We start from the raw sequence: 21,834 nt of genomic DNA on the forward strand, positions 1-21,834 counted from the left end.
CATGTGCGGAATCGCAGGCACGTACCGATGGCCGAACGGGAAGGCCGTGACCGACCTTCTCACCGAGACCCTCGCCCACCGGGGCCCGGACGGGGCCGGCCGCTACAGCCACGCCCTCGCCGAGGGCGAGGTGCACCTGGGCCACCGGCGGCTGTCCATCATCGACCTGTCGGAGACCGGCGCCCAGCCGATGGTCCGCGACGGCCTCGTCCTCACCTACAACGGCGAGCTGTACAACGCGCCCGAGCTGCGCACCGAGCTCGAGGCCGCCGGGGTGCGCTTCCGCGGCACCTCCGACAGCGAGGTGCTCCTGGAGGCGTGGCGGCGCTGGGGCACGGACTGCCTGCCCCGGCTGCGCGGCATGTTCGCCTTCGGCGTCTTCGACGAGCGCACCGGCGAGCTGGTGCTCGCCCGCGACCAGCTCGGCATCAAGCCGCTGTTCCTGATCCGGCGCGGCGAGGGCCTGGTCTTCGCCTCCGAGCTCAAGGCGCTGGCCGCCGCCACCGGCGGGTCCCTCGAGGTGGACCACGCGGCGATGGTCGCCTCCCTCCTCTACTACTGGGTGCCGGACTCGCGCTGCGCCTACCGAGAGGCGGAGAAGCTGCCGCCGGGCAGCTGGCTGCGGGTGCGCCCCGACGGCCGGGTGGACCGCGGCCGGTTCTGGCACCTGCGGGACGTCGCCGCCGAGGGCCGGGAGCGGGCCCTCGCCGGCGAGCTTCCCGACCTCGCCGCCATCGTCGAGGAGTCCACGCGCCGTCACCTGCTCTCCGACGTCCCCGTGGCGACCTTCCTGTCCGGCGGGCTGGACTCCAGCTACCTGACGGCGCTGGCGGCCCGCGACCACCCCGGCATCTCCGCGTACACCATCGGCTTCCGCGCCGAGGACGCCAAGTTCGAGGCCATGCCCGACGACCTGCGCTACGCCCGGCAGGTGGCCCAGCGGTTCGGCGTCGACCTGCACGAGATCGAGATCGCCCCGGACGTCCTCGACCTGCTGCCGCAGATGACGTACCACCTGGACGAGCCGATCGGGGACCCGGCGGCGATCAACACCTACCTGATCTGCACGGCCGCCCGCGAGGCCGGGGTCAAGGTGATGCTGTCGGGGATGGGCGCCGACGAGCTGTTCGCCGGCTACCGCAAGCACCTCGCCAACCAGCTCGCCCTGCGCTACCAGCGCGTCCCGCGCCCCCTGCGGCGGGGCGTGTCCGCCGCCGTGGACCGGCTGCCGGTGGCCACCTCCAGCCGGGGCCTGCGCTCGGTGCGCTTCGCCAAGCGGTTCCTCTCCTTCGCCGACCTGCCGGAGGAGACGGCGTTCCGGCGCAGCTACACCATGTACGACCGCTCCGAACTGCTCGGCCTGGTCAACCCGGACCTCGCCCCGGCGGTCGAGGACGTGCTGGCCGAACACGCCGACGTCTACGAGGACAACGACCTCGACGACTTCGTCAACCGCATGTGCCTGGGCGACGCCCGGATGTTCCTGCCGGGCCTGAACCTCGCCTACACCGACCGCTCCAGCATGGCCGCCTCCACCGAGGTGCGGGTGCCGTACGTGGACGTCGAGGTGGTCAGGGCGGCGTTCACCTTCCCCGGCGACCGCAAGATCGTCGGCCGCCAGGGCAAGGCCGTCCTCAAGGAGGCGGCCGCCTCGGTCCTGCCGCGCGAGATCGTGTACCGGCCCAAGGGCCTGTTCAGCGCCCCGCTGCGCGCCTGGATGAGCCGGGACCTGGCCCCGCTGGTGCGCGAGGTGATCAACGACGGCGAGCTGGTGCGCTCCGGGTTCCTGCGCCGCGAGGCGCTGGCGCGGCTCGCGGCCGAGGACGCCGCCGGGCAGCAGGACTTCTCCAAGCACCTGTGGCACGTGCTGACCCTCGAGTACTGGTACCGCGGCGCGACCAACGCGTAGCGGCCATCCCGGAATTGAAGCAACCGGCATAGAAGCAACCGGCATAGAAACAAGGGGACTTCCGGTGAAACAGGTTGTGCAGAACTACAAGAGCGGCGAACTGTCGGTGCTCGAGGTGCCGGTACCGGGCTGCAAGCCGGGCGGGGTGCTGGTGCGCACCGTCTACTCCCTGATCTCCACCGGGACGGAGATGATGAAGGTCTCCGAGGCCGGGATGTCGATGGTGGGCAAGGCCCGCTCGCGCCCGGACCAGGTGGCCAAGGTCATGCAGAGCGTGGCCACCAACGGCCTGCCCGCCACGTACCGCAAGGTCATGGGCAAGCTCGACTCCTACACGCCGCTGGGCTACTCGCTGTGCGGGGTCGTCGAGCAGGTCGGCGCCGGGGTCGACGACGTGAAGGTCGGCGACCTGGTGGCCTGCGCCGGCAACGAGCACGCGCTGCACGCCGAGATCAACTGGGTGCCGAAGAACCTCTACACCCCGGTCCCGGACGGCCTCGCGCCGCAGCACGCCTCCTTCGGCACCGTCGGCTCGATCGCCCTGCAGGGCGTGCGCCAGGGCGAGCCGCAGCTCGGCGAGGTGGCGCTGGTCATCGGCCTCGGGCTGATCGGCCAACTGGTGGTGCAGCTGCTCACCGCCGCGGGCGTGCGCGTGGTCGGGGCCGACCCGGACCCCTCGCGCTGCGAACTGGCCGAGCGCCTGGGCGCGGCGGCCTGCGGCGACCCGGGCTCGGCGGCCGTGGAGAACGCCGTCGCGGAGCTGACCGACGGCCACGGCGTGGACCAGGTGTACCTGGCGGCGGGCGGCGGCAGCAACCAGCCCGTGGAGCTGGCCGCCCACCTGGCCCGGGACCGCGGCCGGGTGATCGACATCGGCAAGTGCCGCCTGGACCTGCCGTGGAACGCGTACTACGAGAAGGAGCTGGACGTCCGCTTCTCCCGCTCCTACGGCCCCGGGCGCTACGACCCGGAGTACGAGCTGGAGGGGCGCGACTACCCGATCGGGTACGTGCGCTGGACGGAGCGGCGCAACCTGGCCTGCTTCATCGACCTGATGGCCCGCGGCCGCGTCGACGTCGACCCGCTGATCTCCCACGTCGCCGACTTCGAGGGCGCGGTGGAGACGTACCGGCGCCTGAAGGACGGCGAGTTGAAGGCCGTCACCGCGCTGTTCCGCTACGCCCCGGCGGAATCGGAATCGGAATCGGAGTCGCAGACGAAGGCCGGGGCCCCGAAGCTGGAGATCCCGGCCGTCAGGCGCCCCGCCGCGCAGGCCGCGTCGGCCCGCCCGTCCCGGTCCCCGGTGCGGCTGGCGTTCATCGGCGCGGGCAACTACGCCTCCTCCATGCTGCTGCCGCACCTGGCCCAGCGCGAGGGCGTGGCGCTGTCCACCGTCGTCACCACCACGGCCCTGTCCGCGGCCAACGCCCAGCGCAAGTTCGGCTTCGCCCGGGCGACCACCGACCTGGACGCCGTCCTCGGGGACTCCTCGATCGACGCGGTCTTCGTGGTCACCCGGCACAGCTCGCACGCCTCGCTGACCCGCAGTGCGCTGCTCGCCGGCAAGACCGTCTTCGTCGAGAAGCCGCTCGCCCTGACCGCGGACGAACTCGCCTCCGTGCTCGCCACGGTGGAGGAGTCCGGCAACGACCGCCTCCAGGTGGGCTTCAACCGCCGGTTCGCCCCGCTGCTGCGCGAGGCCAAGGCCCGCCTCGGCGCCCGCACGGGCCCGGCCAGCCTGCGCTACCTCGTCAACGCGGGCCGCCTCCAGCACGGCAGCTGGTACCTCCGGCAGGGCACCGAGGGCTCCCGCTTCGAGGGCGAGGGCGGGCACTTCATCGACACGGCGAGCTGGCTGCTCGGCGCGGACCCGGTCTCGGTGTACGCCGTCGCCCCGTCCGGCAACGAGGACCTGCAGATCGTGCTGACCTACCCGGACGGCTCCACCGCCACCATCAGCTACGTCACCTCCGGCGCGCCCGCCTTCCCCAAGGAGACGCTGGACCTGCTCGCCGACGGCAAGGTGCTCAAGCTGGACGACTTCGTCCGCGCCTCCGTGTTTTTCAGCAGCACAGCCGGCAGGAAGCGGTGGGTTAGCTCGCGGCTGCCCAAGGCCCGGGACAAGGGCCAGTCCAACGAACTCGCTTCGTTCGTCAAGGCCGTACGCACCGGCGGGCCCATGCCCGTACCGCTGGAGTCCCTGGTCGCCACCACGGCGGCCACCCTCGCCGTGCAGGCCAGCCTGGCCGCCGGCGCCCCGGTGGCCCTGGCGAGGTCGCTGTGACCATGAGCGCGGGCTGGTACCTGCGGCGCCTCTCCGCGATGGGGCCGCAGGAGGTCGCCGGCCGGGTGGGCGACACGCTGCGCCGGCGCCGGTGGGGGAACGAGACCCCGCCGGCGGGCCCGGCCGTCAGCGGCGCCCGGTTCACCGCCGTGCTGCCCGCCGGGGCCGTCGAGGCGGTGCCCGCCGACGCCGCCGAGCGGCTGGTCGCCGAGGCGGACCGGCTGATGGACGGCCGCGCCGAGTTCTTCGGCGTGGAGCGCGAGGACATGGCCGACCCGGACTGGTGGTTCGACCCGAGGACCGGCCGCCGGGCCACCGCCGGCTACGCCTTCGACGTGCCCTACCGCGACGAGGGCACCGTCGGCGACATCAAGCAGATCTGGGAGCCCTCCCGGCACCAGTACCTGACGGTGCTCGCCGCCGCGTACGCCGTCACCGGCGACGAGCGCTACGCCGAGCGCGTCGCCGCCCACCTGCGCTCCTGGTGGAAGGTCAACCCGCCGCTGGAGGGCGTGCACTGGGTCAGCGGCATCGAGCTGGGCATCCGGCTGCTGTCCTGGGTGTGGGTGCGCCGGCTGCTGGAGGGCTGGCCGGGCGCGGCCGCGCTGTTCGAGTCCAACCCGACGGCGCTGCACCAGATCTGGCACCACCAGCGCTGGCTGGCCGCCTTCCCCAGCCGGGGTTCCTCGGCGAACAACCACGTCATCGCCGAGGCGGCCGGGCAGTTCGCCGCCTCCTGCGCCTTCGACTGGTTCCCCGAGTCGGAGCGCTGGCGCGCGCAGGCGCTGCGCTCCCTGGACCGGCACCTGCGCGCCAACACCTTCCTGTCCGGCCTCAACCGGGAGCTGGCCAGCGAGTACCACGGGCTCGTCCTGGAACTGGGCCTGGCCGCGGTCGCCGAGGCGGACGCCACCGAGGTGCCCGTCCCCGCGACGGTGCGGCTGGTGCTGCTGCGGATGACCGACGCCCTCGCGGCCGTGGTGGACAACCGGCTGCGGCCCCCGCGCCAGGGCGACGCGGACGACGGCCACGGCCTGATCGTGGACGGCGCGGGCACCGACCGCTGGGCCTCGCTGCTCGCCACCGGGGAGGCCGTGTTCGGCCGCCTGCCCTGGTGGCCGGAGGTGACCGCCGGCGACGCCCGCACCCCGATGCTGGCCGCGCTGCTGCGGCCGTACGGGGCGGACGTGGCCCGCCCGGCGCGGCGGCCCGTCCACCTGCCCGACGCCGGGATGACCATCCTGCGCGACGCGCGGGACCGGATCTGGTGCCGCTGCGACGGCGGCCCGCACGGGTTCCTGTCCATCGCCGCGCACGGCCACGCGGACGCCCTGTCCGTGGAGGTGCGCCACGACGGCGTCGAGGTGCTCGCCGACCCGGGGACGTACTGCTACCACGGCCAGCCCGAGTGGCGCAGCTACTTCCGCTCCACGCTGGGCCACAACACCCTGGAGCTCGGCGGCGAGGACCAGTCCGTCTCCGGCGGCCCGTTCCTGTGGACCAGGCACGCGAGGACCCGTGTCCTGGTCGCCGACACCTCCGACCCGGCCGTGGCCCGCTGGTGCGCCGAGCACGACGGCTACCGGCCCTCGACGCACCGGCGCCGGGTCGAACTCGCCTACGCCGAGCAGGAGTTGAGGATCACCGACGAGGTGGTCGGCGAGGGCGGCCAGGTGCGCCTGGCCTTCCACCTCGGCCCGGAGGTCACGGCCGAACTGTCGGACGGGCTCGCCAGGCTCACCTGGAGCGCGGACGGCGAGGAGCGCTCCGCGGTGCTCGACCTGCCCGGACAGCTGACCTGGCGGGCGCACCGGGGTGAGAGCGGGCCGCCGCTGGGCTGGTACTCGGCGGGCTTCGGCCGCAAGGTGCCCGCCACCACGCTCGTCGGTACGGGCCTCGGCCCCGCCGAGGGCGCGCAGGGTTTCGTCACCGTACTGAAGTTCGGCTGAGCTCAACCGAGTTCGGGGCAGCGCTTTTCAACGGCTAGGGAGGGCCACGGGGTTGGGAACGACAAGGCGGCTATGGGGGGCGTCGGCGGGGCTGGTGCTGGCCCTGCTGGCGGCGACCGGGTGCTCCAGCGGGTCGGGGGCCCCGTCGGAGCCGACGGCTCCGTCCTCGCGGTCGACGGCCGTGCCCGCCCCCGGGCCCGCCACGCCCTCCCCGGCGACGGCCGTCGCCCGGGTGTGCGCCGGGCCGCAGGCCGGGCCGGCCACTCCTCCGGACGGCGCGGTCCCCGTCGACCCGGCGGTGACCGGGGACCTCACGGCGAAGACCAAGGCCAGCCCCCCGCACACCACCTTCTGGCTCAAGCCCGGCACCCACACCCTCGAAGCCGACCGGTACGCCCAGGTCGTCCCCAAGGAGGGCGACACCTACCTCGGCGCGCCGGGCGCCGTCCTCGACGGCCACCGGACCAACCAGTACGCCTTCGGCGGCTCCGCCCCCGACGTCACCCTCCGGTACCTCACCGTCCAGGGCTTCGTCGCGCCCCAGAACGAGGGCGTGGTCAACCACGACTCCGCCGACGGCTGGGTGATCGAGCACTCCGTCGTCCAGAACAACTCCGGCGCCGGGCTGATGGCCGGCGCCCGGCAGAAGGTACGCGCCAACTGCCTGCGCGACAACGGCCAGTTGGGCCTGAACGCCTACAAGTCCGGCGGGCCGCTGAGCGACCTGCTCGTCGAGGGCAACGAGATCACCGGCAACGACACCGACCAGTGGGAGAAGCGCCAGCCCGGCTGCGGCTGCACCGGCGGCGCCAAGTTCTGGGCCGTCAACCGCGCCGACGTACTCGGCAACTGGGTGCACGACAACCGCGGGCCCGGGCTGTGGGCGGACACCAACGACAACGACTTCCGCATCGAGGGCAACGTGCTGGAGTCCAACGACGGCGCCGCCCTGATCTACGAGACCAGCTACAACGCCGTCATCCGCAACAACACCATCCGGCGCAACAACTGGGTCGACGGCCGCCGGGCCGCCGACCGCGGCGACTCCTTCCCGTACGCGACCGTCTACCTGTCCGAGTCCGGCGGCGAGCCGCGGGTTCCCGCCCGGACGGACCGGATCGAGATCGACCACAACGTCCTGGAGGACAACTGGTCGGGCATCACCCTGTGGGAGAACGCCGACCGGTTCTGCAACAGCCCGGCCAACACCTCCTCCGGGGACTGCACCCTGCTGGTGAAGGAGGCGGCGCGCTGCGCCCAGCCGTCCATCGCCGCCGGGGCGCTGTACGCGGACTGCCGGTGGAAGACCCAGCGGGTGGACATCCACGACAACCGCTTCTCGCTGGACCCGTCCGTCGTCGGCTGCACCACGGGCTGCGGCCGGATGGGCGTGCTGGCCAACTACGGCACCTACCCGGACTGGTCGCCGTACAAGGGCGAGCTGGTGGCCGAGGCGATCACCCGCTCGCAGGACAACCGCTGGCAGCGGAACACCTACGTCGGGCCCTGGACCTTCGTCGCCCACGACCCGAGCCGCACCCTCGACTTCGGGCAGTGGCAGGGCGCGCCCTACCAGCAGGACGCGGGCAGCACCCTCCAGCCGACGGCGGGTGGGTGAGATGGCACAGAACACCGGGACAACACAGAAGACCGCACAGAACCCCGCGCCGGTCACCGGCCCGCCGAGGACCGTCGAGCTGATCTGGGGCCTGCTGATCCTCAACACCCTCGGCTCCGCCGGCGCGAAGACGATCATCCCTCTGCCCCGCTCCCTCATCCAGATGGCCACCATGGGCGCGCTGGTCTCGGCGTTCGTGCTGGCGCTGCTGCTGAACCTGCGGATCAGGCTGCGGGCCAGTGCCTTCCTGTTCCTGCTGACCCTGATGCTGGTGCTGAGCGTGGTCGCCAGCGTGCACATGGGCACCGGCTTCGGCTCGCTGTTCCGCTGCTTCCGGCTGTCGCTGTTCGTGGGCACCCTGTGGCTGCTCTCCCGCTGGTGGGACGGCGGACCGACGTTCGTGCGCTTCCACATCCGGATGTACTTCGTGGTGCTCGCCTCGGTGGCGGCCGGCCTGGTCGCCTCCCCCGGCGCGGCCATGCCCGAGCTGTACGGCGGGCGGCTGGTGGGCGCGTTGTGGCCGCTGACCCCGCCTCAGATCGGGCAGTACGCGGCGGTGATCATCGGGCTGACCGTGCTGCTCCTGCTGGACGGGCGCACGACGGGGCGCAGCGCGGCGACGATCATCGTGCCCTCCCTCGTGCTGCTCGCGCTGACCCACACCCGCACGGCCACCCTCGGCATGATCGTCGGGCTGCTGCTGGCGATCGGCTCGCTGCTGCTGACCAGCGCCGCCGCCCGGCGGTTCTTCAGCTGGGCGGTGGTGATCGCGGTGGTGGCCGCGGTGGGGCTGAGCTCGCTGCTGCAGGCGTGGTTCCTGCGCGGCCAGAGCCAGGAGAACTTCTCCAACCTGACGGGCCGGGCGAAGGTGTGGGACGCGCTGCTGGCGGCGCCGCGCACACCACTGGAGGAGTGGCTGGGCTTCGGCCTGGGCGACAAGTCCTTCGGGGGCCTGCCGATCGACAACAGCTGGCTGGCGGTGTTCAACGAGCAGGGCCTGGCGGGGGTCGGCATCGTCGCGGCGGTGTTCCTGGCGCTGGGCGGGGTCGCCCTGCTGCGGCCGCCGTCGCTGGCGCGGGCCTGCGCGATCTACCTGATCAGCTACTGCGCGATCGCCTCGTACACCGAGGCGGGCCTCGGCGACGCCTCGCCGTACCTGCTGCACCTGACGGTGGCCGCCTCGCTGCTGGTGCCCGCGCCGACCCCTCTGGCCGACCCGGCCGCTCCCCTGCCAGTACCGAGGATCCCCCGCCAACGCGGACCGCGACGAGCCCAGAGATCGGAGGCGAGCTGAGATGCACGTCCTCGTGGTGCACAACCGCTACTCCTCGGCGCAGCCGAGCGGAGAGAACAAGGTGGTCGACCAGGAGGTGGCCCTGCTGCGCGAGGGCGGCCACCGGGTGGAGCTGTTCGAGCGGCGCAGCGACACCATCGCCGGGCGCTCGCTGCCGGGCAAGGTGGCGGTGCCGCTGCTCGTGCCGTGGAACCCGGCGGTGCGGACGGAGCTGGCGGCGAGGCTGCGGGCCGAGCGCCCGGACGTGGTGCACGTGCACAACGTGTTCCCGCTGCTGTCGCCGTCGGTGCTGGCGGCCTGCGCGGACGCGGGGGTGCCGGTGGTGGCCACGCTGCACAACTACACCCAGGTCTGCCCGCCGGGCACGCTGCAGCGCGACGGGCGGCCGTGCACCGAGTGCGTGGGCGGCTCGCCGCTGCCGGCGGTGAAGCACGGCTGCTACCGGAACTCGAGTCTGGCGACGGTGCCGCTGGCGGTGAGCCTGGCGGTGAACCGGCGGCGCTGGTGGTCCGGGGTGGAGCGGTTCTTCTGCATCTCGGCGGCTCAGCGCGACGTCCTGGCGCGGGCCGGGATGCCGGCCGAACGGCTCGCGGTGAAGCACAACTTCGTGCCGGACCCGGGGATCCTCCGCGAGGGCGGGGGCGAGCACGTGCTCTACCTCGGCCGGCTGGCGGAGGCCAAGGGCGTGCGGCTGCTGATGGCGGCCTGGGACGAGCTCACCGCCGCCGGCGGGGTGGGCGTTCCGCTGGTGATCGCCGGGACGGGGCCCCTGGAGCAGGAGGTCACCGCCTGGGCCGCGGGCCGCGGCGACGTGCGCGCCGTGGGCCTGTACGACACCGAGCAGTGCCGGGCGGCGATCGCGCGCTCGGTGGCCGTGGTGGCGCCGTCGACCTGGCTGGAGGCGTTCGGTCTGGTGGTCGTGGAGGCGATGGCGGCCGGGGTCCCGGTCGTGGCCGCCGGTCACGGCGCCTTCGTCGAACTCGTCGAGGACGGCGTGACCGGGCTGCTGCACCGGCCGAACGACGCCTCCTCGCTCGCGGGGGGCCTGCGCCGGATCGCGGCGGAGGCCGGCCGCAACAAGGAGATGGGCTTGGCGGCCCGGAGCCGTTACGAGCAGGGGTTCAGCCCCGCCGTCGGCCTGGAGCGCCTCGTGGAGGGGTACCGGTCCGCGATCGCGGGCCGGTCCGGCGGCGCGGACGGCGCGCCGCCGGTGACGGATGGAAACGCTGGCCCGCGGCGGGGCGACCGCCCGGGCAGGAATGGGGGCACCACACCATGACACGTTGCCGACTGTGCGGATCGACGGCGTTGGGGAGCGTCGTCGACCTGGGGGCGACCCCGCCGTGCGAGAGCTTCCTCTCCGCCGAGCAGCTGGACCTGCCGGAGACGACGTACCCGCTGCACCTGCGGGTGTGCACGGACTGCTGGCTGGCGCAGATCCCGCCGCTGATCACGCCGGAGGAGACGTTCAAGGAGTACGCGTACTTCTCCTCCTTCTCGACGTCCTGGGTGGAGCACGCCCGCACCTTCGTCGACGGGGCCGTGGAGCGCCTGGGCCTGGGCCAGGACTCCTTCGTGGTCGAGGTGGCGAGCAACGACGGGTACCTGCTCCAGCACGTGGTCGGGCGCGGCATCCGCTGCCTGGGCATCGAGCCGTCCGTCAACGTCGGCGCCGCGGCCCGCGAGGCGGGCGTGCCCACCCTCACCGAGTTCCTGTCCCCGGAGACGGGCGCGGCGGTGCGCGCCGAGCACGGCCCGGCGAGCCTGGTCGTCGCCAACAACGTGTACGCGCACATCCCCGACGTGGTGGGCTTCACCCAGGGGCTGCGCGCCCTGGTGGCCGACGACGGCTGGGTCTCCATCGAGGTGCAGCACCTGCTGACCCTGATCGAGGAGAACCAGTACGACACGATCTACCACGAGCACTTCCAGTACTACACGGTGGCCTCCGCCATCCAGGCCCTGGCCAGCGGCGGACTCGCCCTGGTGGACGTGGAGTTGGTGCCCACGCACGGCGGCTCCATCCGCCTGTGGGCGCGGCCCTCCGAGGTGGCCGGCGAGCCGACGCAGCGGGTCGGCGACGTGCTGGACCGGGAGAAGGCCGCGGGCCTGCGCGAGCTGTCCGGGTACACCGAGTTCTCCGCCCGGGTCGCCAAGGTCCGCCGGGACCTGCTGCGGTTCCTGGTCGAGGCGGCCGAGCGCGGCGAGACGGTCGTCGGCTACGGCGCCCCCGGCAAGGGCAACACCCTGCTCAACCACTGCGGCATCCGGGCCGACCTGCTGCCGTACACCGTGGACCGCAACCCGTACAAGCACGGCCGCTTCACCCCGGGTACCCGCATCCCGATCCTGGCGCCCGAGCAGATCAGCAAGGACAAGCCGGACTACGTCCTGGTCCTCCCGTGGAACCTGCGGGCCGAGCTGATCGAGCAGTTGTCGTTCGTGAACGAGTGGGGCGGCCGCCTGGTCTTCCCCATCCCGGAGCTGAGCATTGTCGAGGTGGGATCGTGAAGGTCGTCCTGTTCTGCGGCGGTTACGGGCTGCGCATGCGCAGCGGAGCCTCCGACGACGTGCCCAAGCCGATGGCGATGGTCGGCCCCCGGCCGCTGATCTGGCACGTGATGCGCTACTACGCGTACTTCGGGCACACCGAGTTCATCCTGTGCCTGGGCTACGGCGCCCGGCACATCAAGGACTTCTTCCTCAACTACGAGGAGACGGCGTCCAACGACTTCGTGCTGCGGGGCGGCAAGCCCGAGCTCCTGTCCACCGACATCTCCTCCTGGACGATCACCTTCGCCCAGACCGGCATCGAGTCGCCGATCGGCGAGCGGCTGCGCCGGGTGCGCCACCACCTGGACGGGGACGAGATGTTCCTCGCCAACTACGCCGACGTGCTCACCGACGCGCCGTTGCCGGAGATGATCGAGAAGTTCTCCCGGCGCGACGCCGGGGCCTCGATGATGGTGGTGCCGCCGCAGTCCTCCTTCCACTGCGTGGAGCTGGGCGAGGACAACCTGGTGGGCGGGATCACCGCCGTCAGCGACATGCCGCTGTGGGAGAACGGCGGCTACTTCGTGCTGCGCCAGGAGGTCTTCGACCACATCCCGGAGAACGGGGACCTGGTCGCCGACGGCTGCGCGGGCCTGGCCAAGCAGGGCCGGCTGGTCGCCCACCAGCACCGCGGCTTCTGGAAGCCGACCGACACCGTCAAGGAGCGCGCCGCCCTGGACAACGCCTACGCCCGGGGCGAGCGCCCCTGGGCCGTGTGGGAGAAGGACGGCGCCGGCTCCGGCCTGAGGACGGCGTGATCCGCCTCGGAGCCCCCGGGCTGGGCAGCGTCGTGGCGGTGGGCGCCCACTGCGACGACATCGCCATCGGCGCCGGCGGCACCCTGCTGACGATGTGCCTGGCGCGTCCCGGGCTGCGGGTCGACGCGCTGGTGCTCTCCGGCGGGGGCGGCGAACGGGAGCAGGAGGAGCGGGCCGCGCTCGCCGCCTTCTGCCCCGGCGCCGACCTGCGCCTGACCGTCCTCAAGCTGCCCGACGGGCGGATGCCGGCGCACTGGGACGAGGCCAAGGCTGCGGTGGAGGAACTGCGCGAGCGGACCGACCCCGACCTCGTCCTCGCCCCGCGCACCGAGGACGCCCACCAGGACCACCGCGGCCTGGCGAAGCTGATGACCACCGCCTTCCGCGACCACCTGGTCCTCGGCTACGAGATCGTCAAGTGGGACGCCGACCTCGGCCGCCCCACCGCGTACCAGCCGCTGACCACCGAGATCGCCGAACGGAAGGTGCGGCTGCTCCAGGAGCACTACGCCTCCCAGCGCCACCGCCCCTGGTACGACCGGGAGGCGTTCCTCGGGCTGGCGCGCATCCGCGGCATCGAGTGCCACGCGCGCTACGCCGAGGCGTTCGCCGCCACCAAAGTGACGCTCAACCTCGCGACGCCTACCCCCGCCACGCCCGACCCCGCCACGCCCGACCCCGCGACTCCCGCCCTGGAGGGCTGACCCTTGCGCGTACTGCTGACCGGACACCAGGGCTACCTGGGCACCGTGATGGCCCCCGTCCTCGCCGAGGCCGGACACGAGGTCGTCGGGCTGGACTCCGGCCTGTTCGCGGACCACGTCCTCGGCCCCACGCCCGCCGACCCGCCCGGGCGCCGGGTCGACCTGCGCGACGTCACCGCCGAGGACGTCGCCGGGGTGGACGCCGTCATCCACCTGGCCGCCCTGTCCAACGACCCGCTGGGCTCGCTGGCCCCCGACCTCACCTACGACATCAACCACCACGCCTCGGTGAAGCTGGCCTGCCTCGCCCGCGAGGCCGGGGTGGAGCGCTTCCTGTACGCCTCCACCTGCTCGGTCTACGGCGCCGCGGGCGGCGACGAGCTGGTCGGCGAGGACGCGCCGCTGCGGCCGGTGACGCCGTACGCGGAGTCCAAGGTGCGTGTCGAGGACGACCTGCACGAGCTGGCCGACTCCGACTTCACCCCGGTGTACATGCGCAACGCCACCGCCTTCGGCTACTCGCCCCGGCTGCGCGCCGACATCGTGCTGAACAACCTGGTCGGCCACGCCCTGCTCTCCGGCGAGGTGCTGGTCCTCTCCGACGGCACCCCGTGGCGTCCGCTGGTGCACGCCGCCGACATCGCCCGGGCCTTCGCGGCCGCGCTGGTCGCGCCCAAGGAGGCCGTGCACGACCGGGCGTTCAACATCGGCAGCGAGGTCAACAACGTGACGGTGGCGGAGATCGCCGGGCAGGTCGCCGAGGCGGTGGAGGGCTCGACGGTGCGCATCACCGGCGAGGCCGGCGCCGACCCGCGCTCCTACCGGGTGGACTTCTCCCGCTTCCGGGCCGCGATCCCCGGCTTCGACTGCGAGTGGACGGTCAAGCGAGGCGCCCTCGAACTCGCCGACGCCTACCGGAAGTTCGGCCTGACCAGGGAGAGCTTCGAGCGGAGCTTCACCCGGCTGGCCGTGCTGCGCGCCGCCACCGAGGCCGGCACCGTCGACGACACCCTCCGGTGGCGCCGGTGACGACCCTAGGGGAGTCCATGCACGCCCTGGTGGAGCGGCTGTACCCGCTCTGCCGGAGCATCACCGGGGACGGCGTGCGCGCCACCCTGGACATCGTCGGCGAGTACCTCCCGCTCCAGGTGCACGAAGTCCCCACCGGCACCCCGGTGCTGGACTGGACGGTGCCGCAGGAGTGGAACATCCGCGACGCGTACGTCGCCGACGCCTCCGGCCGCCGGGTGGTCGACCTCGCCGCCTCCGCCCTGCACGTGCTCGGCTACAGCGTGCCGGTGGCGGCGACCATGCCCCTCGCCGAGCTGCGCCCGCACCTGTTCACCCTGCCGGACCAGCCCGCGCTGATCCCGTACCGCACCAGCTACTACAAGCCGGAGTGGGGCTTCTGCCTGGCCCAGGAGACCCTGGACGCCCTGCCCGAGGGCGACTACGAGGTGCGGATCGACTCCACCCTCGCCGACGGCCACCTCACCTACGCCGAGCACGTGGTGCCCGGCCGGGTCGCCGAGGAGGTGATCGTCTCCTGCCACGTCTGCCATCCCGCGCTCGCCAACGACAACATGGCGGGCGTCGCGGTGGCGGTGTTCCTGGCACGGGAGTTGGCGCAGCGCGACCCCTGGTACACCTACCGGTTCGTCTTCGCCCCCGGCACCATCGGGGCGATCACCTGGCTGGCCCGCAACCGGGAGCGGGTGGACCGGGTGAAGCACGGGCTGGTGCTGGCCTGCGCCGGGGACTCCGGGCAGCTGACGTACAAGCAGAGCCGGCGCGGGGACGCGGAGATCGACCGGGTCCTGGCCCACGTCCTGTCCACCTCCGAACGGCCGCACGAGATCAGGGAGTTCACCCCGTACGGCTACGACGAGCGGCAGTACTGCTCCCCCGGGTTCGACCTGGGCGTCGGCTCGCTCTGCCGGACCCCGTACGCCGAGTACCCCGAGTACCACACCTCGGGGGACGACCTGGCCTTCGTGAAGCCCGAGGCGATGGAGGACACCCTCGCGGTCTGCCGCGAGGCGTTCGCCGTCCTCGACCGCAACCGCAGCTACGTCAACCTCAGCCCGTACGGCGAGCCGCAGTTGGGCCGGCGCGGGCTGTACGACTCGCTGGGCGGGCGCAGCGACGCCAAGGAGGCGCAGATGGCCGTGCTCTGGGTGCTGAGCATGTCCGACGGCACGAAGAGCCTGCTGGACGTCAGCGAGCGCTCCGGGCTGCCCTTCGACACCGTGGCCGCCGCGGCCGACGCCCTCCTGGGCGCCGGGCTGATCAAGGCGTGAGGCCGGTGACCACCGAGGAGGAGAGGACGGCCGCACCGGCCGGGGAGCCGGACGCGGCCCCGCCCGCCAAGCGGGGCGGCGTCCTCGGCCGGCTGTCCTGGGGGCTGGCCGACCAGGCGGTCTCCAGCATGATCAACTTCGCGGTGGGCATCTACGTCGCCCGCGAGCTGGGCGTGGACGCCTTCGGCGTGTTCAGCCTCGCCTGGCTCACCTACGGCGTCGTGCTCAACGTCTCCCGGGGCGTGGCCACCGACCCGCTGATGGTGCGCTTCAGCGGCGTGCCGGAGGCCGCGTGGCGTACGGCGGCGGGCCGCTCCTCCGGCGCCGCGCTCGCCGTCGGCACCACCCTGGGCGCCGTGTGCGTGCTGGTCGGGCTGGGCCTGGGCGGCGAGGTGGGGACGGCGTTCTCCTGCCTCGGCGTCGCCCTGCCCTGCCTGCTGCTGCAGGACTCCCGGCGGTTCGCCTTCTTCGCCGCCGGGAGCGGCCGGAAGGCGTTCTTCAACGACCTGGTGCAGGGCGTCTCGCTCGTCCCCGCCATGCTCGTCGCGGCGCGCTTCGGCACCGTGGCCGCGTTCATCCTGGCCTGGGGCGCCGCCGCCCTGGCCGCCGCCGGGTACGGCTTCCTCCAGTCCGGCATCCGGCCCCGGCTCACCGAAGCCCGCGGCTGGCTGCGCGAGCAGCGCGACCTCGGCAGCCGGTACCTGGTGGAGAACGTCAGCCTCAGCGGCGCCGGCCAGCTGCGGGCGTACGGCCTCGGCGCCATCGTCGGGGTCGCCGCGGTGGGCGCCGTGCGGGGCGCCGAACTCCTGCAGGGGCCCTTCCTCGCCCTGCTGATGGGCCTGTCCCTGGTCACCGTCGCGGAGGCGGCCCGGGTCCTGCGGCAGTCGCCCGAGCGGCTCGGCCGGTTCTGCTTCCTGCTGGGCGGCGGGCAGGCCGGCGCCGCCCTGCTCTGGGGATCGGCGCTGCTGCTGATGCCCGACCGGCTCGGCGAGGCGGTCCTCGGCGACGTCTGGCACGACGCCTCCCGGCTGATCCTGCCCGCCACCCTCGGTGTCGCGGGCGCGGGCCTGGGCAGCGGCGCCGCGGCCGGCCTGCGCGCCCTCGCCGCCGCCCGGCGCAGCCTGCGCTGCCAGCTCTTCGCCTCCGCCTGCTACCTGGGCGGGGGCCTCGGCGGCGCCGCCCTCGCCGGCACCGTCGGCTCCGCCTGGGGCGTCGCCACTGCCACGGCCTGCGGCGCGGCCCTGTGGTGGCTGCACCTGCGGGCCGCCCTGCGCGAGCACCTCAGCAATCCGAAGACACCCCCGAAGTGAGGACGCAATGACCGCCGTTCCCCGGTTGAGCATCGGGCTGCCCGTCTACAACGGCGAGGAGTACCTCGCCGAGTCCCTCGACGCCCTGCTCGGCCAGACCTACGCGGACTTCGAGCTGGTCATCTCCGACAACGCCTCGACCGACACCACCGAGGACATCTGCCGCGACTACGCCGCGAAGGACTCGCGCATCCGCTACCTGCGGCTGTCCCGCAACATCGGCGCCGCGCCGAACCACAACTACGTGTTCACCCAGTGCCGGGGCGAGCTGTTCAAGTGGGCCTCCCACGACGACCTGTACGCCCGGGACTTGCTGCTGCGCTGCGTGGAGGCCCTCGACGAGCGGCCGGACGTCGTCCTCGCCCACTCCGACCAGGCCGTCATCGACGAGACCGGCAAGGTCAAGGTGCCCTACGAGTACGGGCTCGCCACCGACTCCCCGTCCGCCCCCGTGCGCTTTCGCAGCCTGCTGTTCGAGCCCGGCGGCGACGACTTCTACGGCGTGATGCGCGCCGACGTGCTGCGCCGCGTCAAGCCGCACGACAGCTACCACCACGCCGACCGCACCTTCGTCGCCGAGATCACCCTGCACGGCCCCTTCCACCAGGTGCCCGAACTGCTGTACTTCCGCCGCGACCACCCCACCCGCGCCGAGCGGGCCAACCCCTCCAAGCGCTCCCGCTGCGTCAACCTGGACCCGCGCCGCGCGGGCCTGCTGCACCCGACGCCCCGTCTCCTCGTCGAGTACGTCTGGGGCTTCGTCGAGGCGATCCGGCGGGCACCGCTGTCCCCGCAGGACCGGCGCGAGTGCTACCGCGCCCTGGGCGCCTGGCTGACCAGCCGCCGTCACCCGGGCGCCGGCGAGCGGGTCGAGGACCGCGCCCCGGTCGTGCCCCCCGAGGTCGCCGTCTCCGTGGACGACCTGGTGGCCGGGCGCGAGGGGAGGCGGTCGTGACCTCCGGGCGCCCGGTGCGCGTGGGGGTGTTCGGCCTGCTCGGCTCCGGCAACCTCGGCAACGACGGCTCGCTGGAGGCCGTCCTCGGCTACCTGCGCGCCGCGCACCCGGACGCGGTGGTGGACGCGCTGTGCGGCGGCCCCGAGGCCGTCACCGCCCGCTACCGCATCCCCGCCACCCGGCTGCACTGGTACCGCGGGGAGTACCGCACCGCCTCGCGCCTCGGCTCGGTCCTCGGCAAGGGAGCGGGCAAGCTCGTCGACGTGGCGCGCACCGCCGCCTGGGTGCGTCGGCACGACGTGGTGATCGTTCCCGGCATGGGCGTCCTCGAAGCCACCCTGCCGCTGCGGCCCTGGGGCTTCCCGTACGCGCTGTTCCTGCTCTGCGCCTCCGGGCGGCTCCTCGGCACCAAGGTGGCGCTGGTCGGCGTCGGCGCCGCCCCGATCCGCGACCGCGCCGTACGGGCCCTGGTGCGCCGCTCGGCGCGCCTGGCCGCGTACCGCTCCTACCGGGACGAGCTGTCCCGCGAGGCCATGCGGGAGATGGGCGTGGACGTCTCCCGGGACGCCGTCCACCCCGACCTCGCCTTCTCGCTGCCCGCGCCGCCCGCCGTCGAGGCCCGGGACGGGCGGGTCTGCGTGGGCGTCATGGACTTCCACGGCGGCAACGACGACCGCGCCGAGGCGGAGCGGATCCACCGCCGCTACGTCGAGGGGACGACCCGCTTCGTGCGCACCCTCGTCGAGGCCGGGCGGCCGGTGCGGCTGCTCACCGGCGACGGGGCGGACGCCGCCGTGGTCACCGCCATCCTCGAGGCGGTCGACTCCCCGCTGGTCACCGCCTCCCCTGCGGCCTTGCTGGCCGAGCTGATGGCGGAGGCCGCCGCCGCCGACGCCGTGGTGGCGACCAGGTACCACAACCTGGTCTGCGCCCTGAAGGCCGGCGTCCCGACACTCTCCCTCAGCTACGCGGCCAAGAGCGACGCCCTGATGACCGCGATGGGCCTGGACACGTATTGCCATCCGGCCCGCGAGGTCGACGCCGACCGACTGACCGAGCAGTTCCGCGAGTTGGAGAAGAACGCGGCCGAACTGCGGCAGACCCTCGCCGAGCACAACGAGGCCGCCGTACGGCGCCTCGACCAGCAGTTCACCGCCCTGACCGCGGCCCTCTTCCCGAAGGAACCCTCATGAAGGTGACCGAAGTCCCGGCGATCGCCGGCGCCTACCTGTTCGAGCCGACGCCGTACGCCGACGAGCGCGGCTTCTTCTGCCGCACCTTCGACGCCGAGGTGCTGCGCTCCGTGGGCATCGACCCGAACTCCTTCGTCCAGCACAGCGTCTCCCGCTCGGTGAAGGGCGTGCTGCGGGGCCTGCACCTGCGCTCCGGCGCCGGCGAGGCCAAGCTGGTGCGCTGCTCCCACGGGGAGGTCTTCGACGTGGTCGTCGACCTGCGCCCCGACTCCCCGACCTACCGCAACGTGGCCACCTTCGCGCTCTCCGGCGAGACCCAGGCCAGCGTCTACATCCCGGCGGGCTGCGCGCACGGCTTCCAGGCGCTGACCGACGCCGACGTCTCGTACCGGATCGACCGCCCGCACGACCCGAGCGAGGACGTGACCATCGCCTTCGACGACCCGGAGCTCGCCGTCCCCTGGCCGCTGCCGCCCGTATCGATGTCCGAGCGGGACCGGAAGGCACCGAGCCTCGCCGAGGCCCTGGCCCTGGCCCTGGTTCCGGCCCTGGCTCCGGCTCCGGCTCCGGCTCCGGCACCCGAGGAGAGCTGAACCCATGGACGTTGACGACTTCCAGCTGCCCAGGTCCCGGGCCGCGAACGAGCGGCTGCACGCCCTGGTCCCCGGCGGCGCGCACACCTACGCCAAGGGCGACGACCAGTACCCGGAGAACCTCGCCCCGGTCATCAGCCACGGCCGCGGCGCCCACGTGTGGGACGTCGACGGCAACCGCTACGTCGAGTACGGCTCCGGCCTGCGCTCGGTCAGCCTCGGCCACGCCCACCCGCGGGTCACCGAGGCCGTACGGCACGAACTCGACCGGGGCAGCAACTTCGCCCGGCCGTCCATCCTCGAACTCGAGGCCGCGGAACGGTTCCTGGCCACCGTGCCCACCGCCGAGATGGTGAAGTTCGCCAAGAACGGCTCCGACGTCACCACCGCCGCCGTACGCCTCGCCCGCGCCGCCACCGGCCGCCCCCGGGTGGCGATCTGCGCCGACCACCCGTTCTTCTCCACCGACGACTGGTTCATCGGCACCACCCCCATGGACGCCGGCATCCCCGCCGCGATCACCGACCTCACCGTGTCCTTCCCCTACGGGGACCTGGCCGCCACCGAGGAACTGCTCACCCACCACCGGGGCGAGATCGCCTGCCTGGTCCTCGAACCCGCCGGCCACGCCGAACCCGCCCCCGGCTACCTCGCGGGCCTGCGTGAACTCGCCGACCGGCACGGCTGCGTGCTGATCTTCGACGAGATGATCACGGGCCTGCGCTGGTCCGAGGCCGGCGCCCAGGGCCTGTACGGCGTCGTCCCCGACCTCTCCACCTTCGGCAAGGCGCTGGGCAACGGCTTCGCCGTCTCCGCCCTCGCCGGGCGCCGCGACCTGATGGAACGCGGCGGACTGCGCCACCCCGAGGACCGGGTGTTCCTGCTCTCCACCACCCACGGCGCGGAGACCCACGCCCTGGCCGCCGCGATGGCCGTGCAGACCACCTACGTCGAGGAGGGCATCAGCGCCCGGCTGCACGCCCTCGGCGAGCAACTCGCGGCGGGCGTCCGGGAGGCATCGGCCGGGATGGGCACCGGCGAGCACGTGGCGGTCCGGGGCCGGGCCAGCAACCTGGTCTTCGCGACCCTGGACGAGCACGGGCAGCCCTCGCAGGAGTACCGCACCCTGTTCCTGCGCCGGCTGCTGGCGGGCGGGGTGCTCGCCCCGTCGTTCGTGGTGAGCAGCGCCCTGACGGACGACGACATCGCGCAGACCGTCGACGCGGTGGCCGCCGCCTGCGCCGTCTACCGCAAAGCCCTGGACGCCGGCGACCCCACCCCCTGGCTGGGCGGCCGCCCGGTCAAGCCGGTCTTCCGCCGCCGCGCCTGAGGTCTCTCTTCTCCGCTACCCGACCGACCAGCCAGGCGGTGGCCGGTACCGCCGCCAGCGCGGTGCACCAGCCGCCGAGGGCGTCGGTCGGGTAGTGCGCGCCCAGCACCACCTGCGCCCAGCCCATGACGGCCCCGGCCGCCAGCGCTGCGGCCGTACCCAGCCCACTGCCGCCCCTGCCGCGTGTGACCGCCATCGCCACGGCGAGGGCGAGCGCGGTGAAGAACGCCGTGTGCCCGCTCGGGTAGGACAGGTTCTGCTCGCCGTGGATGGTGCGCCCGACCACGTGCTTGAGCACCGTCGCCGTGCCCACGGCCAGGGCGACGCTACCCACGACCACCGCCGCCGCCCGGGGCTGCCGCAGCACCAGGCAGCCCGCCACCACGGCCGCGACCAGCAGGGTCGATCCGACGGGCTCCCCCAGCCAGTCCATGGCGTGCGCGAAGTCCCGCCACGGCGAGCGCAGCCCGTACAGCTCCTGCCCGAGCCTCCCGTCCACCGGCCCCGGCTGCCCCTTGCCCGCGAACCAGAACCCGAGCAGGACCACCACGACCCCCGCGCCCACCCCGAGCCGTCCCCGCCACCGCTCCAACGCCCGCCCCATTCCTCGCCGTTGGGGACTATTCAAACTCATGGCGGGCCCGGATTCCCATTTCACGTCACATTGACGATAATGCCGCCATGAGCACGGACGAGCGCAGCCCACTACAGGCATCCCTGGAAGCCGAGATCACCCGCCTGAGCGCCCTCATCAGGCTGACCCCCTACCAGACCCCCAACTTCACCTTCCTCGAGGGCGCCACCCCCGCCATGTTCGTCGACCCCGACGGCACCCTCCACCAGCGCTACTTCGAACGCGGCGAGCTGGTCTCCGAACGCTCCACCCGCGACCCCGACGAACTCCTCTACTGGGCCTTCGAAGCCGCCACCGCCCACGCCGCCCACTTCTGGGCCACCAACCATCCCGAAGAACCCGGCGACTACCCCACCCGCAAACTCGCCCGCCAACTCTCCCTCCTCCACGCCCTCCACCCCCACTGGGCCGCCCGCCTCCGCACCGAACACCACATCCCCCTCCCCGACC

Annotated in this window: 17 protein-coding genes and 1 pseudogene; 17 read left to right on the plus strand and 1 reads right to left on the minus strand. The window is 73.2% G+C overall.

The window, feature by feature from the left end; genetic code table 11:
* Position 1 precedes the first annotated feature (1 nt).
* The 16 genes and pseudogenes from asnB (at position 2) to IH61_RS0113835 (ending at position 20,750) form a co-directional block, all read left to right on the plus strand.
* Positions 2-1,909, plus strand: a complete 1,908-nt coding sequence (gene asnB / locus IH61_RS0113760; protein WP_031069310.1) for an asparagine synthase (glutamine-hydrolyzing) — start codon at positions 2-4, stop codon at positions 1,907-1,909.
* A gap of 64 nt (positions 1,910-1,973) precedes the next feature.
* Positions 1,974-4,193 (plus strand): bi-domain-containing oxidoreductase, encoded by a 2,220-nt coding sequence (locus IH61_RS0113765; RefSeq protein ID WP_031069312.1) that lies wholly within the window; start codon positions 1,974-1,976, stop codon positions 4,191-4,193.
* Complete coding sequence (locus tag IH61_RS0113770) at positions 4,190-6,142, plus strand: heparinase II/III family protein (RefSeq protein ID WP_031069314.1); 1,953 nt, start codon at positions 4,190-4,192, stop codon at positions 6,140-6,142. Before IH61_RS0113765 ends, IH61_RS0113770 begins: the two co-directional genes overlap by 4 nt.
* A gap of 52 nt (positions 6,143-6,194) precedes the next feature.
* Entirely contained in the window at positions 6,195-7,760 is a 1,566-nt protein-coding gene (locus tag IH61_RS0113775; RefSeq protein WP_031069315.1) for a right-handed parallel beta-helix repeat-containing protein, read from the plus strand.
* A gap of 1 nt (position 7,761) precedes the next feature.
* The gene (locus IH61_RS0113780) at positions 7,762-9,054 is read left to right on the plus strand and encodes a hypothetical protein (protein WP_051836987.1); all 1,293 of its coding nucleotides are present in this window, start codon (positions 7,762-7,764) and stop codon (positions 9,052-9,054) included.
* A 1-nt stretch (position 9,055) separates the two neighbouring features.
* Entirely contained in the window at positions 9,056-10,333 is a 1,278-nt protein-coding gene (locus tag IH61_RS0113785) for a glycosyltransferase (protein ID WP_031069318.1), read from the plus strand.
* On the plus strand, positions 10,330-11,565 hold the full coding sequence (locus IH61_RS0113790; RefSeq protein WP_031069320.1) for a class I SAM-dependent methyltransferase: 1,236 nt from the start codon (positions 10,330-10,332) through the stop codon (positions 11,563-11,565). The genes IH61_RS0113785 and IH61_RS0113790 overlap by 4 nt, the downstream gene beginning before the upstream one ends.
* On the plus strand, positions 11,562-12,365 hold the full coding sequence (locus tag IH61_RS0113795; protein WP_031069322.1) for a glucose-1-phosphate cytidylyltransferase: 804 nt from the start codon (positions 11,562-11,564) through the stop codon (positions 12,363-12,365). Before IH61_RS0113790 ends, IH61_RS0113795 begins: the two co-directional genes overlap by 4 nt.
* Positions 12,362-13,000 (plus strand): annotated as a pseudogene (locus IH61_RS0113800) (PIG-L deacetylase family protein); the annotation flags it as partial. The gene IH61_RS0113795 and the pseudogene IH61_RS0113800, both read left to right, overlap by 4 nt.
* 72 nt (positions 13,001-13,072) lie before the next feature.
* Positions 13,073-14,098 (plus strand): NAD-dependent epimerase/dehydratase family protein, encoded by a 1,026-nt coding sequence (locus tag IH61_RS0113805; protein ID WP_031069324.1) that lies wholly within the window; start codon positions 13,073-13,075, stop codon positions 14,096-14,098.
* Entirely contained in the window at positions 14,086-15,369 is a 1,284-nt protein-coding gene (locus IH61_RS0113810; RefSeq protein WP_031069326.1) for a DUF4910 domain-containing protein, read from the plus strand. The genes IH61_RS0113805 and IH61_RS0113810 overlap by 13 nt, the downstream gene beginning before the upstream one ends.
* Positions 15,370-15,374: 5 nt before the next feature.
* A complete protein-coding gene (locus tag IH61_RS0113815; RefSeq protein WP_031069328.1) occupies positions 15,375-16,679 on the plus strand; it encodes a membrane protein in 1,305 nt (434 codons plus the stop codon).
* A 7-nt stretch (positions 16,680-16,686) separates the two neighbouring features.
* A complete protein-coding gene (locus tag IH61_RS0113820; protein ID WP_031069329.1) occupies positions 16,687-17,634 on the plus strand; it encodes a glycosyltransferase family 2 protein in 948 nt (315 codons plus the stop codon).
* Positions 17,631-18,827 (plus strand): polysaccharide pyruvyl transferase family protein, encoded by a 1,197-nt coding sequence (locus IH61_RS0113825; RefSeq protein WP_031069330.1) that lies wholly within the window; start codon positions 17,631-17,633, stop codon positions 18,825-18,827. Before IH61_RS0113820 ends, IH61_RS0113825 begins: the two co-directional genes overlap by 4 nt.
* Entirely contained in the window at positions 18,824-19,420 is a 597-nt protein-coding gene (gene rfbC / locus IH61_RS0113830; RefSeq protein WP_078911077.1) for a dTDP-4-dehydrorhamnose 3,5-epimerase, read from the plus strand. The genes IH61_RS0113825 and rfbC overlap by 4 nt, the downstream gene beginning before the upstream one ends.
* Before the next feature lie 4 nt (positions 19,421-19,424).
* A complete protein-coding gene (locus IH61_RS0113835; RefSeq protein ID WP_031069333.1) occupies positions 19,425-20,750 on the plus strand; it encodes a glutamate-1-semialdehyde 2,1-aminomutase in 1,326 nt (441 codons plus the stop codon).
* On the opposite strand, the gene IH61_RS0113840 is transcribed toward IH61_RS0113835, so the two are convergent.
* Positions 20,722-21,384, minus strand: a complete 663-nt coding sequence (locus tag IH61_RS0113840) for a phosphatase PAP2 family protein (protein ID WP_051836989.1) — start codon at positions 21,382-21,384, stop codon at positions 20,722-20,724. The two genes, IH61_RS0113835 and IH61_RS0113840, sit on opposite strands and share 29 nt — an antisense overlap.
* A gap of 47 nt (positions 21,385-21,431) precedes the next feature.
* Between IH61_RS0113840 and IH61_RS0113845 the strand changes: the two genes are divergently transcribed.
* Positions 21,432-21,834, plus strand: a 403-nt coding sequence (locus IH61_RS0113845) for an Imm63 family immunity protein (RefSeq protein WP_031069336.1), incomplete at its 3' end; no start/stop codon positions are given.

The sequence above is a fragment of the Streptomyces sp. NRRL WC-3742 genome, assembly GCF_000720635.1.
Taxonomy (GTDB): Bacteria; Actinomycetota; Actinomycetes; order Streptomycetales; family Streptomycetaceae; genus Kitasatospora.

Excerpts from the sequence above, each read along its gene's own strand:
- asnB (WP_031069310.1), top strand. The coding sequence starts at position 2 with ATGTGCGGAATCGCAGGCACGTACCGATGGCCGAACGGGAAGGCCGTG.
- IH61_RS0113780 (WP_051836987.1), top strand. The coding sequence starts at position 7,762 with ATGGCACAGAACACCGGGACAACACAGAAGACCGCACAGAACCCCGCG.
- IH61_RS0113785 (WP_031069318.1), top strand. The coding sequence starts at position 9,056 with ATGCACGTCCTCGTGGTGCACAACCGCTACTCCTCGGCGCAGCCGAGC.
- IH61_RS0113790 (WP_031069320.1), top strand. The coding sequence starts at position 10,330 with ATGACACGTTGCCGACTGTGCGGATCGACGGCGTTGGGGAGCGTCGTC.
- IH61_RS0113820 (WP_031069329.1), top strand. The coding sequence starts at position 16,687 with ATGACCGCCGTTCCCCGGTTGAGCATCGGGCTGCCCGTCTACAACGGC.
- rfbC (WP_078911077.1), top strand. The coding sequence starts at position 18,824 with ATGAAGGTGACCGAAGTCCCGGCGATCGCCGGCGCCTACCTGTTCGAG.
- IH61_RS0113835 (WP_031069333.1), top strand. The coding sequence starts at position 19,425 with ATGGACGTTGACGACTTCCAGCTGCCCAGGTCCCGGGCCGCGAACGAG.
- IH61_RS0113840 (WP_051836989.1), bottom strand. The coding sequence starts at position 21,384 with ATGAGTTTGAATAGTCCCCAACGGCGAGGAATGGGGCGGGCGTTGGAG.